The organism is Marinobacter sp. MMG032 (assembly GCF_040112695.1).
Classification (GTDB): Bacteria; Pseudomonadota; Gammaproteobacteria; order Pseudomonadales; family Oleiphilaceae; genus Marinobacter; species Marinobacter salsuginis.
In genome coordinates, this window is sequence record NZ_CP157802.1 from 1,082,902 (window position 1) to 1,094,732 (window position 11,831).

At 57.9% G+C, this 11,831-nt stretch carries 13 protein-coding genes; 4 read left to right on the forward strand and 9 right to left on the reverse strand.

Features of this window, described 5'->3' with window-relative positions; translation table 11 throughout:
- Window positions 1-2: 2 nt before the first annotated feature.
- Both ABNF92_RS04965 and ABNF92_RS04970 read left to right on the forward strand, forming a co-directional pair.
- Window positions 3-932 carry an ABC transporter permease subunit gene (locus tag ABNF92_RS04965; protein WP_136631691.1) on the forward strand — a complete coding sequence of 310 codons (930 nt, stop codon included), beginning with the start codon at window positions 3-5 and terminating at the stop codon, window positions 930-932.
- On the forward strand, window positions 925-1,752 hold the full coding sequence (locus ABNF92_RS04970; protein ID WP_069184252.1) for an ABC transporter permease subunit: 828 nt from the start codon (window positions 925-927) through the stop codon (window positions 1,750-1,752). The genes ABNF92_RS04965 and ABNF92_RS04970 overlap by 8 nt, the downstream gene beginning before the upstream one ends.
- Before the next feature lie 9 nt (window positions 1,753-1,761).
- Here the strand turns inward: ABNF92_RS04970 and ABNF92_RS04975 are convergent, their stop codons facing one another.
- Window positions 1,762-2,652, reverse strand: a complete 891-nt coding sequence (locus ABNF92_RS04975) for a LysR family transcriptional regulator (RefSeq protein WP_349343631.1) — start codon at window positions 2,650-2,652, stop codon at window positions 1,762-1,764.
- Between the two features lie 104 nt (window positions 2,653-2,756).
- Here ABNF92_RS04975 and ABNF92_RS04980 point away from each other — a divergent pair, with 104 nt between their 5' ends.
- Both ABNF92_RS04980 and ABNF92_RS04985 read left to right on the forward strand, forming a co-directional pair.
- A complete protein-coding gene (locus ABNF92_RS04980) occupies window positions 2,757-3,197 on the forward strand; it encodes a DoxX family protein (protein ID WP_291909547.1) in 441 nt (146 codons plus the stop codon).
- Between the two features lie 24 nt (window positions 3,198-3,221).
- Window positions 3,222-3,995 (forward strand): class III extradiol ring-cleavage dioxygenase, encoded by a 774-nt coding sequence (locus ABNF92_RS04985; RefSeq protein WP_136632356.1) that lies wholly within the window; start codon window positions 3,222-3,224, stop codon window positions 3,993-3,995.
- 84 nt (window positions 3,996-4,079) lie between these two features.
- Here ABNF92_RS04985 and ABNF92_RS04990 read toward each other — a convergent pair whose 3' ends face one another.
- The 8 genes from ABNF92_RS04990 to ABNF92_RS05025 all read right to left on the reverse strand — a co-directional run bounded on the left by ABNF92_RS04990 (window position 4,080) and on the right by ABNF92_RS05025 (window position 11,826).
- Window positions 4,080-5,075 (reverse strand): branched-chain amino acid ABC transporter permease, encoded by a 996-nt coding sequence (locus ABNF92_RS04990; RefSeq protein WP_136632273.1) that lies wholly within the window; start codon window positions 5,073-5,075, stop codon window positions 4,080-4,082.
- Window positions 5,076-5,077: 2 nt separating this feature from the next.
- Window positions 5,078-5,965 carry a branched-chain amino acid ABC transporter permease gene (locus ABNF92_RS04995; RefSeq protein ID WP_069184247.1) on the reverse strand — a complete coding sequence of 296 codons (888 nt, stop codon included), beginning with the start codon at window positions 5,963-5,965 and terminating at the stop codon, window positions 5,078-5,080.
- Window positions 5,966-6,070: 105 nt separating this feature from the next.
- Window positions 6,071-7,282: an ABC transporter substrate-binding protein gene (locus tag ABNF92_RS05000; protein WP_069184246.1), complete on the reverse strand. Its 1,212-nt coding sequence runs from the start codon at window positions 7,280-7,282 to the stop codon at window positions 6,071-6,073.
- A gap of 72 nt (window positions 7,283-7,354) precedes the next feature.
- Window positions 7,355-8,077: an ABC transporter ATP-binding protein gene (locus ABNF92_RS05005; RefSeq protein WP_069184245.1), complete on the reverse strand. Its 723-nt coding sequence runs from the start codon at window positions 8,075-8,077 to the stop codon at window positions 7,355-7,357.
- The gene (locus ABNF92_RS05010; protein ID WP_069184244.1) at window positions 8,074-8,877 is read right to left on the reverse strand and encodes an ABC transporter ATP-binding protein; all 804 of its coding nucleotides are present in this window, start codon (window positions 8,875-8,877) and stop codon (window positions 8,074-8,076) included. Before ABNF92_RS05010 ends, ABNF92_RS05005 begins: the two co-directional genes overlap by 4 nt.
- Window positions 8,878-8,955: 78 nt before the next feature.
- Window positions 8,956-9,759, reverse strand: a complete 804-nt coding sequence (locus ABNF92_RS05015; RefSeq protein WP_349343632.1) for an alpha/beta hydrolase — start codon at window positions 9,757-9,759, stop codon at window positions 8,956-8,958.
- Window positions 9,760-9,763: 4 nt separating this feature from the next.
- Complete coding sequence (locus ABNF92_RS05020; RefSeq protein ID WP_136631801.1) at window positions 9,764-10,180, reverse strand: PaaI family thioesterase; 417 nt, start codon at window positions 10,178-10,180, stop codon at window positions 9,764-9,766.
- Window positions 10,177-11,826, reverse strand: a complete 1,650-nt coding sequence (locus ABNF92_RS05025) for an AMP-binding protein (protein ID WP_349343633.1) — start codon at window positions 11,824-11,826, stop codon at window positions 10,177-10,179. The genes ABNF92_RS05020 and ABNF92_RS05025 overlap by 4 nt, the downstream gene beginning before the upstream one ends.
- Window positions 11,827-11,831 lie beyond the last annotated feature (5 nt).

Consider the following 11,831-nt stretch of genomic DNA (forward strand, 5'->3'; position numbering starts at 1 on the left):
CGATGAGACGCAAACTTTTACCCGCCCCTCTGACCGAGCGGGTGCGTGCAGTCCTTTTCAATCGGCGGGTAGTTTTCGGTATCCCCTTCCTGTGGCTGCTGCTGTTCTTCCTCCTGCCGTTTGCGCTGGTGCTGAAGATCAGCCTGACCTCGGCGGTGATGGCCATTCCCCCTTACGAGCCCGTATTCCGGTGGGTGGACAACACCTTCTCGGTGGTGGTGAATATCGGGAACTACCTGTTCCTGCTGTCCGACAGCCTGTATTTCGCGGCCTACTGGGGATCGGTGAAAACCGCCTTCCTGGCCACCGTCGTGTGCCTGCTGATTGGCTACCCGATGGCGTACGCCATGGCGAGGGCGCCCAAGCACTGGCAACTGGTGTTGCTGTTGATGGTGATGCTGCCCTCCTGGACCTCGTTCCTGATCCGGGTCTATGCCTGGATGGGCATCCTCGGCAATCAGGGGCTGCTGAACAGTTTCCTGATGTGGCTGGGTTTGATTGAGCAGCCCCTTAAGATGCTGAACACCAACTTCGCAGTGGTGCTGGGCATCGTCTACGCCTACCTGCCGTTCATGGTGCTGCCCATCTACACCAATCTGGTGAAGCTGGATGTGCGCCTGCTGGAGGCAGCGTCAGACCTGGGTTGCCGAAGCCTGACCACCTTCTGGGCCATCACCCTGCCGCTCTCAAAGGCCGGCATCCTCGCCGGCTCGATGCTGGTGTTTATTCCCGCGGTGGGCGAGTTCGTGATTCCGGAGCTGCTCGGCGGGCCGGACACGCTGATGATCGGCAAGGTGTTGTGGGAGGAGTTCTTCAACAACCGCGACTGGCCGGTGGCGTCTGCCCTCGCGATCGTGATGCTGTTGTTACTGCTGGTGCCGATTGTGCTGTTCCATCGGTTCCAGGCCCGGGAGATGGAAAAGCATGGTTAAGTCACGCTCGTTCAGTTTCTCAAAGGTCATGCTGATTCTGGGCCTGCTGTTCCTGTACCTGCCGATGTTCGTGCTGATCGTGTATTCGTTCAATGCGTCCCGGCTGGTATCGGTTTGGGCCGGATTTTCCACCCATTGGTACGGCGAGCTGTTCCGGGATGAGCAGATTCTGTCGGCGGTTTGGATGAGCCTGCGGATTGCCTTCTACTCCGCCAGCATGGCGGTGTGCCTGGGCACGCTGTGTGCGTTTGTGATTACCCGGTTCAAGAAGATGCGCGGGCGCACGCTGCTGTCCAGCATGATTACCGCGCCGCTGGTTATGCCCGAGGTCATAACCGGCCTGTCGCTGTTGCTGCTGTTCGTGCAGATGGCCCAGACCATTGGCTGGCCGGTTGACCGTGGCATGGCAACCATCTGGATTGCCCACACCACCTTCTGCAGTGCCTATGTGGCAGTGGTGGTGTCGGCCCGGTTGCAGGAGGTGGATCGCTCCATCGAGGAGGCGGCCATGGACCTGGGTTGTACGCCCCTGAAGACCTTCTTCGTGATCACCCTGCCGGTGATTGCTCCGGCGCTGGTGTCCGGCTGGCTGCTGGCATTCACACTGTCCCTGGACGACCTGGTGATTGCCAGCTTCGTGTCCGGGCCAGGGGCGACCACGCTGCCGATGGTGGTGTTTTCCTCCGTGCGGATGGGGGTTTCGCCGAAGATCAACGCGCTGGCCACGCTGATCATTCTGGCAGTCTCGCTGATTGCGTTCATTGCCTGGTACCTGATGCGTCGGGCGGAACGGAAGCGGTTGCAGACTCCGGACGCCTAGCCCACCGCTTTAGAGCGCATCGGGAAAGGCAGAGACAAGGTAATCCACCAGCGCCCGGACTTTGGGCGTCACGAACTTGCGGGTGGGATAGACGGCGTAAACGCCAAGTTCGGTGGAGCGATAGTCAGGCATCAGCTCCACCAGCCGCCCGGCTTCCAGGTCTTTGTGCACCAGAAAACCGGGCTGCAGCACGATGCCCTGCCCGGCCACGGCAGCGGCACAGCAGGTTTCACCGTTGTTGGCATACATCCATGGCCGGACCCGCACACTGGTCTTGCCATCCGGGCCCTCAAAGGGCCAGTCGTTGCCGGTGGTGAAGTTGCTGTAGCCGATGATCCGGTGGCTGGCCAGATCTTCCGGTTTGACGGGGGCGCCGTGGGTGGCGATGTAATCCGACGAGGCGCAGGCAATGAGCCGGGTGGAGGTGATACGTCGGCTTACCAGCGTGGAGCTTTGCAGCGTGGCAATCCGGATGGCCAGATCAAAACCCTCCTCGACGATATCCACCAGCCGGTCAGAGAGATCGATCGACAACTCCACATCCGGATAGCGGGCGTGAAATTCTCCCCACAAAGGCGCCAGGTGGCTTATTCCGAAGCTGACCGGCGCATTCACCCTCAACGTGCCCCTTGCGACATCATTGCGGGCGGTTATTTCTGCTTCGGCCTCCTCAACCCCGGCCAATAGTTCCCGGCACCGGACATAGAACACCTCGCCCTCCCCGGTCAGCGACAGGCGGCGGGTGGTCCGCTGCAGCAGCCGGACCCCGAGACGACTTTCCAGTTCGCTGACATAGCGTGAGACAGCGGCCTTGGACATTCCCAGATTCTCTGATGCAGCGACGAAGCTGCCGGCTTCAACCACGTTGCAGAACGTCTGCATCTCCAACAATCGATCCATTGTTTCGATTTCCGGAACAGTTAATTTAATAAAGGTACGTTTATCCCGTTTATTGATATTTGTAAAGTACTCCCATGTTCGAAACACACCCAAGGAGATTCATCATGAACAACGCATTCCTGAACAAACTGATCAGCATTGACGCAGGCTGGGGCGCATTGGCCCTCCGGATTCCCGTCGGTATCATATTCGCTGCTCACGGCGCGCAGAAACTGTTTGGCTGGTTCGGCGGCTACGGCCTGGAAGGAACTGGGCAATGGATGGACTCCATCGGGTTGAGCCCGGGCTACCTGATGGCACTGCTGGCCGGTGGCGCGGAATTCTTCGGCGGCCTGGCACTGATCATCGGCCTGCTGGTTCGCCCTGCCAGCGCGGTACTGGCATTTGCCATGCTAGTCGCCATTTTCAGTGTTCATATCGGCAACGGCCTGTTCATGAGTAACAATGGCTATGAGTTTGGCCTGGCCTTGCTGGCCGTGTCGGTGTCCCTGGTATTCAGCGGCGCAGGCCGCGCGTCCATTGATCGCGCGATTGCAGCCCGATAACCACCGCAACCCGGAGGAGCCATCATGAGTCTGTTTGTTTCCCACGGCGCTCCCACCTTCGCACTGGAGCCGGGCCTCGCTGGCCCGGCCCTGACGGAGCTGGGCAAACGCCTTAGCAGGCCCGAAGCTGTACTGGTGGTGTCACCCCACTGGATGACGCCGGAAGTCCGGGTGGGCGTTTCCGGAACGCCCGAGACCATTCACGATTTTCGCGGCTTCCCATCCGAACTGTATGAACTTGAATATCCGGCATCCGGGCATCCGGAACTGGCCCATACCACCCTCGCCTTGCTTGAGGCAGGAGGCTGGAAGGCACGAGCTGACGAAAAGCGGGGCCTGGATCACGGGGCCTGGGTTCCCCTGATGCACCTTTTCCCCGATCACTCGGTTCCGGTGTTTCAGGTTTCAATGCCTGCCAATCTTGACCCTGCTTCGGCCTGGCAGCTGGGCCAGACCCTGCAGCCACTCGAGCATGAGGGTGTGCTTGTTGTCGGGTCGGGTAGCCTTACCCACAACCTTTACGAGGTTCGCTGGGGGGACGAGAACGCCTCTGGCTATGCTCGGGAGTTCACGGATTGGGTTCGCGCAAAGGTCACTGCAGGCGACCACCAACAATTGATTGCGACGCTGGAGAAAGCGCCCCATGCACAACGTGCGCACCCCACCACAGAGCACTTCCTGCCTCTGTTGGTGGCGGCCGGTGCGGCCGGGGAACAGCAACCCGGCGTGCTGATTGATGGCGGGATCGAACACGGTGTTCTGGCCATGGATGCCTTTGTTTTCAGGCATCCGGCCTGAAGCCGGGGCAATCATCCAACCCCGGGCAATGCAAAAGGGCCACCCCGAGAGGTGGCCCTTTTGGTTTTCAGGGAAAAAAGTGCGTCAGCCCAGATTCTTTTTCACGAACTTCTGGATCTCACCCACGATACCGCTTCGGAAAGCCAGAACCGTGATCACGAAGATGCCTCCAAGAATCGGATCTACCCAATCCCGTAAGGGACCTTGGGAAAGGTTGTACTCGATATTCACCACGAAGGTGGCACCCACCACCGGGCCAAGCAGGGTTCCCATACCACCGACCAGAGTCATCAGGATAACCTCGCCCGACATGTGCCAGTGCGCATCGTTCAGGGAAGCGAGCTGGAACACGACGGATTTCATGGAACCTGCAAGACCGGCCAGCGCTGCGGAAATCACGAATGCCAGCACCTTGTAACGATCCACGTTATAGCCAAGCGATACAGCACGGGGCTCGTTCTGTTTGATGGCCTTCAATACCTGACCGTACGGACTACTGACAATGCGCTGCACCAGCAGATAGCAGGCGATAAACACCGCCAGCACGAAATAGTACATGTTCAGGTTATCTTCGAGATTGATGAATCCCAGCAGCTCACCCCGGGGGATACCATGCATACCATCTTCGCCGCCCGTGAACTCGGACTGGACGAAGAAGAAGAAAACCAGCTGCGCCAGGGCCAGGGTAACCATGGCGAAATAGATGCCCTGCCGACGAATCGACAACAAGGCAAAGCCAGTGCCCAGAGCCGTGGCCGCCAGGGTGCCGGCGATGATCCCCATCTCCGTGGTAAGCCCGGAGTAGTTACTGAGCAGGTAACCGGTGGTGTAGCCACCTGTGGCCAGGAAGGCCGCATGACCGAATGACAGCAGGCCGGTGAACCCAAACAGGAGGTTGAAGGCCACCGCAAACAGTGCGAAGCACAGGATTTTCATCAGGAAGACCGGGTAAATCACAAACGGCGCAGCGAGCAGGATAAGCAACAGCACGCCGTTGAGCATCATTTTCTTGCGATCCTGGTTGGCCTGTTCCTGAACGATAGACTTGTGAATATCGGCGGAATTGACTGGCTGATTCATGTTTATGCCTCCTTACCGAACAAGCCACTGGGACGGAACATCAGAACCAGAACCATGACCAGGAAGATGACCGCCGAGGAAGCCGGCGGGTAGAAGGTTTTGGTGAGGCCTTCAATAACACCCATGAGAATACCGGTGATGATAGCGCCGCCAATGGAACCCATACCCCCGATAACCACAACCGCAAAGACCGTAATCAGGGTGGCAGACCCCATGACCGGGGTCACCGAGTAAATCGGCGCGGCCAGGACGCCGGCAAACGCTGCCAGCGCCACACCAAAGCCGTAAGTCAGGCTGATCAGGAGGGGCACGTTGATACCAAAACCCTGCATAAGCTGGGAATCCTCGGTACCGGCCCGCAGGTAGGCACCCAGCTTGGTTTTTTCAATCACAAACCAGGTTCCGAAGCACACGACCAGTGCCGCAACGATAACCCAGGCCCGGTAATACGGCATGAACATAAAGCCGAGATTCACACCGCCTTTGAACATGTCGGGCATGGTGTAGCGAAGGCCAGACACACCAAACCAGTTCACGAGCACGCCGGTGATGATCAGCGCCACACCGAAAGTCAGGAGCAGGCTGTAAATATGATCTTGCCCCGCGATGCGGCGCAGCAGGAAATACTCTATGACGACGCCGAAAGCGCCGACCAGCAGGGGGGCCAGCAGGAGCGCGACCCAGTAATTAACGCCCAGATAGTCAAACATCAGGACGGTGGTCATGGCGCCGAGCATGTACATGGCACCATGGGCGAAGTTGATGATCTTCAGCAAACCGAAGATGACCGCGAGCCCAAGGCTCAGAAGGGCGTAAAAGGCGCCATTGATGATTCCGATCAGGAGCTGGCCGGAGAGCACAGCTACAGGGACGCCGAAAATCATGGACATTGGGCTAACTCCAGAAGCAGCACAGGGGTTGGTTGTTGTTCTTACTCAATTCTCTGAGTTGCGGGCTCACCCTGCCCTGTTGCCGGGTGAGCCCTGATGCCGGTCTTAGTTGTTAACCAGCTTGCACTTGCTCTCGGAGAGCGGACGGTAAGATTCTTCCGCCGGAATAGTCCGCAGGATCTTGTACAGATCCCACTCATTCGTGGACTCAGCCGGGGTTTTCACTTCCGCCAGGTACATATCGTGCACCATGCGGCCGTCAACACGGATCTTGCCGTTCTTGGCAAACATGTCGTTGATGGGCGTATCCATCATCTGTTTGCGCACTGTCTGGGCATCATCAGACCCGGTCGCCTTGACTGCGTTCAGGTACTGCATGGTGCTGGAGTAGATACCGGCGTGAACCATGGTCGGACGAACACCGGTCTCTTCCATGAAGCGATCAGACCATTCACGGGTCTCGTCGTTCATGTCCCAGTACCAGCCGGTGGTCAACTGGATGCCCTGAGCGGTTTCCGCACCCAGTGCGTGCACGTCAGTCAGGAACAGCAGCAGAGCCGCGAGCGTCTGGCCAGACTGGGTGACACCGAACTCACTGGCTGTTGTGATGGCGTTGGTGGTGTCAGCACCGGCGTTTGCCAGGCCGATTACATCAGCGCCGGACGCCTGGGCCTGCAGGATGAAGGAGGAGAAATCCTGGGTCGGGAACGGATGGCGCACGGTGCCGATCACTTCACCGCCGTTAGCCTCAACAACGCGGGTAACGTCGCCTTCCAGAGCGTGGCCGAACGCGTAATCCGCAGTCAGCATGTACCAGGTTTTGCCGCCCTCTTTAACCACCGCACTGGCGGTACCGTTGGCCAGCGGATAAGTGTCGTAAACGTAGTGGATGTGGTTCGGGGTGCAGTGCTCGTTGGTGATACTGGAAGCGGCTGAACCGGAGATGATACCCAGGCGATCGTTCTCTTCCAGAATCTTGCTCACGGCAATGGAAACGGAAGAAGCCACCATACCGGCCACCAGATCAACATCCTCGTTCTCAACCCAGCGACGAACGGTGCTGGAGGAAGTATCGGGGCTGTTACGGTCATCAGCACTGACCACTTCGATCTTGGCGCCATTTACCTGACCACCAAAGTCAGCGATCGCCATTTCCAGGGCCTTAAGCCCGTTGGGGCCTGCCAGGTCACGGTAGGTGCCGGACATATCTGCCAGGTAACCGATCTTGACCGTGTCGTTGGAAATAGCCGCTTGGGCTCCGCTTGCCATCATGGCTGATGCAACGGCTGATGTCAGAAGCTTTTTCATCATTGTCATTGTTGTATCTCCGCTACTGTCTTGCGTTGGTTCGGGTTGTTGTTGCTTTTCTTGCTCTCGTCCTATCCGGGATCAGACCCCCAAATAGCGATCCAGCACCGACTGCTTGGAACTCAGTTCGTTGGCGCTGATTTCTTCCACAATCTGACCGTGCTCAACAACGTAATGACGGTCGGCTAACGGTGCTGCGAAGTGGAAATTCTGCTCAACCAGGACAATGGTCAGACCCTTGTTTTTCAGGGCAATCAGGACCTCACCCAGCTTTTCTACAATAACCGGGGCCAGACCCTCGGTGATTTCGTCCAGCAGCAGCATGTTGGCGCCTGTGCGCAGAATGCGCGCCATAGCCAGCATCTGCTGCTCGCCACCGGACAGCTTGGTGCCCTGGCTGAAACGTCTTTCATACAGGTTGGGGAACATGTTGTAGATTTCTTCCAGGCTCATGCCGCCACTGCGCACCACTGGCGGCAGCGTCAGGTTCTCCTGGACACTGAGCGAGGAAAAAATGCCCCGATGTTCGGGGCAATACCCGACACCCAACCTGGCAATGTGGTGAGGCGCACAAGACATGGTTTCCTCACCGTTAATCATGATTGAGCCGGTGCGCCGGCCAACCATATTCATAATGGCTTTGAGGGTTGTACTCCGACCTGCACCATTGCGGCCCAGCAAGGTCACCAGCTCACCACGGTGCACCACCATGTCGATGCCATGGAGGATATGGGATTCGCCGTAAAAGGCGTGTAATCCCGAGAGTCGGAGCTGCTCGTATTCGCGATCTGATTTACTGGTCATTGCGCCGCCTCCGACTGCTCGCTGTCAGCGGTAGTACCCCGCTCTCCACTACCATCACTACCCATGTATACCTCGCGCACCCTTGGATCTGCAGAGACCGAGGCGTAATCACCCTCGGTCAGGACAGCGCCCTGAGCCAGCACGGTGATGCGATCGCACAATTTGCTGACCACGCTGAGGTTGTGCTCAACCATCAGAACGGTTCGTCCCGCTGCCGCCTTGCGTACGAGCTCTACCACACGATCCACGTCTTCCGAACCCATGCCCTGGGTTGGCTCGTCAAGCAACAGGATTTCCGGCTCCATGGCCAGCGTGGTTGCCAATTCCAGTGCACGCTTGCGCCCGTAGGCCAACTCAACGGTGGTGGTGTTGGCAAACTCTGCAAGGCCAACGGCATCCAGAAGCTCCATGCAGCGCTGATTCAGCTTGTGCAGGGAATTGCCGGATTTCCAGAAACTGAAGGAGGTACCCTCGAAGGTCTGCAGGGCTACGCGGATGTTCTCCAGCGCTGTCATGTGAGGGAATACGGCAGAGATCTGAAACGAGCGGACAATGCCCTGGCGGGCGATGGCGGCGGACTTCATGGTGGTTATGTCCTGATCCTTGAACAGGATCTGACCACGAGTCGGGATCAGGAATTTGGTGAGCAGATTGAAGACCGTGGTCTTGCCAGCACCGTTAGGGCCGATCAGGGCGTGAATATGGCCTTTCTGGACCTTCAGGTTCACGTCGTCGACCGCAACAAAGCCCTTGAATTCTTTGACAAGGTTACGGGTCTCCAGAACGTACTGTTCACTCATGAGCCAATCTACCTTTGTTATTGTTGTGCGTTTTATCTGTTTACCAGATTAGATTGACGTATACGTAAACGTCAACACTTAATTGCAGTTTTTAAGTACACTCTCGCTACGCAAAAAGTCGTATAGAAGGTCTACTACCTGGTCCTGCTTCTCCAGGTGCGGAGAATGCCCAGCATCCTCCAGAATCACGCCGTGAGCGCCCTCCCCGATGCCAGCAACGATGTCTGTAACCTGCTCAGGCACGCCGTATTCGTCGTTCTCCCCTTGAATGATCATAGCCGGACATTCGATCGCTGCCAGCCAGCGACGGAAATCCATCGCTGACTGAAAGCCCTCATCGCGCCAGACTGTCTGCCAGGCGTTGAAAAGGTCGTCGGTCCGGTCGCCATGATAGCGTGCCAAACGCTCCCGGATATCGGTCTCCCGATAACGAACAGCCATCTCCTCGATGCCGGCAAGGGTAAGGTGATCCGCATAGATATGCGCAGCCATGGTTATCAGAGCCTTCACGCGGTCACCCATGGTACCGGCCGTCACGAGAGCAATGGATCCACCATCACTGTGCCCTACCAGCACGATATCCTGAATTGCGAGCTTGTCCAGCAACCTGGGCAACCACCGATGACCGGCAACTTCCAGGTAATCATACGGGCGAGGTAGCTCTTCGTCAGAAGAGTGGCCATAACCCTGACGATTGTAAATCAGTGCGTCGCAGCCGGTGGCTTTGGCCAGTTTTTCCGGGAACTTCCGCCACAGGGCAATGCTACCGAGGGATTCATGCAGAAAAACCAGCACTGGCCCTTTCGACTCCTCATGCTGGATTCGCCTGACCTCCAGCTCCACACCCTCACCGACCGGCACCATCGTATCTCGAATCTGCATGGCGTTACCGGTTTGGAGGAATTGAGTAAGTCATGGTGGAGTGTGCAACCGGCTCTTCGGCGCCTTCGGAGTAGACGAACACTTCGCCCACACCCATGGTGCGACCGACTTTCAGCATGGTGGCCCGAGCCCAGATGGGCTGATGGGCCACCGGCTTGCGGAGAAAGTTGATGTTCAGGTTGGTGGTTACCGCCAGGGGAACCAGGCCAATCTTGCTCAACAGCGCCGCATAAAGGGTGACGTCCGCCAGCCCCATCATGGCCGGCCCGGAGACGGTTCCCCCGGGCCTGAGGTGCTCCTCATCCACTTCCAGCTTCATCTCTGCCCAGCCATCCCCGAGCTTCTGCAGGGTGCCGTAGGCGGCCCCCTGCGGAAACTGCTCGTCGAGGAAGGCCTGCAGTTCTTCAAACGTAATGATCATGCGCCGATTTCTTCCTTGGCCTGATTACGCAGAACGAACCGCTGGATTTTGCCACTGGGCGTCTTGGGCAGCTCATCAACAAACTCGATTTCCCGGGGGAAGGCGTGGGTGGAGAGTCTGCGACGCACCAGTTCCTGAAGCTCATCTTTCAGGGCCTGTTCATCTCCGACGGCATAATCGCCCTTGATCACCACATAGGCCTTGATAATGGAGCCGCGCTTCTCATCGGGCTTGCCGACAACACCTGACTCCGCCACAGCGGCGTGCTCCAGCAAGGTGCTTTCCACGTCGGCGGGGCCCACGCGGTAGCCGGCGGTGGTGATGATGTCATCGTCCCGGCCGCTGAAGGAGAAGTTGCCGTTGCCGTGATTGATGACCATGTCGCCGGTGAGGTAGTAACCGTTCACAAACGGATCTTTCTCACCCCAGGTGTAACCGTCGAAATGGAAGAGCGGGGAGGCCTTCACGTCGACAGCCAGCTGCCCGACTTCGCCCTCGCCCACAACTTCGTTCTTCTCATTCAGCGCAACTACCTTGTGACCCGGAGAGGCATAGCCCATGGAACCTTCGCGGACCGGATGCGCAAGGCCGTGGAAGTTGCAACAGGTCATGCCGGTTTCGGTCTGGCCGTAGTGGTCTTTCACGGGGCAGAAGTGGCGGTTGCGAATCCAGTTCACCACTTCCGGGTTAAGAGGTTCACCGGCACTGCTGGCAACACGCAAACCCAGGTTTTCGCCTTCCGGCAGAACGTGATCGTTGGCCTTGAGCAGGCGGTAAGCCGTAGGCGCCGCTGCCAGGTTGGTGATCTTGTATTTGCGGATCATGTCGTAGGTGGATTCCGGAGTGAAACCGCCCGGGTTGAAATGGGTCGCGTGGCCCATCAGCAGGGGTCCTACCACCGCGTAGTAAAGACCGTAGGCCCAGCCAGGATCGGCCACGTTCCAGAACTTGTCGCCGTCCTGCAGATCAATGGCGTACTTCATGTAAACATAGAACGCCAACAATGCCTTGGCGGGGACCGCAACGCCTTTGGATTTACCGACAGTTCCGGAGGTGAACATCTGAAGGAACGGATCGTCACCCTTGATCATGACAGGCTCAAATTCGCTGGACTGCGCGGCCAGGGTTTCATCGAAATCGGGAATGTCCGCACCAATCTCACTGGCGTTGACGCCGACAACTGGCGGACACACCTTGACGTCGTTCAGCTTGGGGTAGTTTTCCGGGTTGGTCACCACCAGCTTGGTACTGGCTCGTTCAAAACGGTATTCGATAGCCCCGGAACCGAAGGCAGTGAACAGCGGCTGATACACGGCACCGGCACGCAGGGTTCCGGCAATAACGATCAGCAGCTCAGGCGTGCGCGGCAGGAGTGCAGCCACCCGGTCGCCCTTTCCGATGCCTTTGGATTTCAGATAATTGGCAAAACGCGCGGAGGCCTCTTTCAGTTCGGCGAAAGTCAGGGAGCCGTCACCGCCATCCTCGGTTTCGTAGTAAAGGGCAACGCGACTGGGATCATCCGCCCACTTGTCGCAGATTTCGTGACATACGTTGAGCCCGCTATCCAGACGTCCATCCAGGATGTCCGCTTCCAGAGCAGCAGGATCGAAGTTGTTGTAAACGTCGGTATATTCCGGAAGGCTCATTCTCA

What these genes read in the sequence shown, in the direction of transcription:
- ABNF92_RS05010 (WP_069184244.1), bottom strand. Translation starts at nt 8,877, where the DNA reads ATGAGTGAACAGTACGTTCTGGAGACCCGTAACCTTGTCAAAGAATTC.
- ABNF92_RS05020 (WP_136631801.1), bottom strand. Translation starts at nt 10,180, where the DNA reads ATGATCATTACGTTTGAAGAACTGCAGGCCTTCCTCGACGAGCAGTTT.
- ABNF92_RS04970 (WP_069184252.1), top strand. Translation starts at nt 925, where the DNA reads ATGGTTAAGTCACGCTCGTTCAGTTTCTCAAAGGTCATGCTGATTCTG.
- ABNF92_RS05005 (WP_069184245.1), bottom strand. Translation starts at nt 8,077, where the DNA reads ATGACCAGTAAATCAGATCGCGAATACGAGCAGCTCCGACTCTCGGGA.
- ABNF92_RS04965 (WP_136631691.1), top strand. Translation starts at nt 3, where the DNA reads ATGAGACGCAAACTTTTACCCGCCCCTCTGACCGAGCGGGTGCGTGCA.
- ABNF92_RS04985 (WP_136632356.1), top strand. Translation starts at nt 3,222, where the DNA reads ATGAGTCTGTTTGTTTCCCACGGCGCTCCCACCTTCGCACTGGAGCCG.
- ABNF92_RS04980 (WP_291909547.1), top strand. Translation starts at nt 2,757, where the DNA reads ATGAACAACGCATTCCTGAACAAACTGATCAGCATTGACGCAGGCTGG.
- ABNF92_RS05000 (WP_069184246.1), bottom strand. Translation starts at nt 7,282, where the DNA reads ATGACAATGATGAAAAAGCTTCTGACATCAGCCGTTGCATCAGCCATG.
- ABNF92_RS04995 (WP_069184247.1), bottom strand. Translation starts at nt 5,965, where the DNA reads ATGTCCATGATTTTCGGCGTCCCTGTAGCTGTGCTCTCCGGCCAGCTC.
- ABNF92_RS05025 (WP_349343633.1), bottom strand. Translation starts at nt 11,826, where the DNA reads ATGAGCCTTCCGGAATATACCGACGTTTACAACAACTTCGATCCTGCT.
- ABNF92_RS05015 (WP_349343632.1), bottom strand. Translation starts at nt 9,759, where the DNA reads ATGCAGATTCGAGATACGATGGTGCCGGTCGGTGAGGGTGTGGAGCTG.
- ABNF92_RS04975 (WP_349343631.1), bottom strand. Translation starts at nt 2,652, where the DNA reads ATGGATCGATTGTTGGAGATGCAGACGTTCTGCAACGTGGTTGAAGCC.
- ABNF92_RS04990 (WP_136632273.1), bottom strand. Translation starts at nt 5,075, where the DNA reads ATGAATCAGCCAGTCAATTCCGCCGATATTCACAAGTCTATCGTTCAG.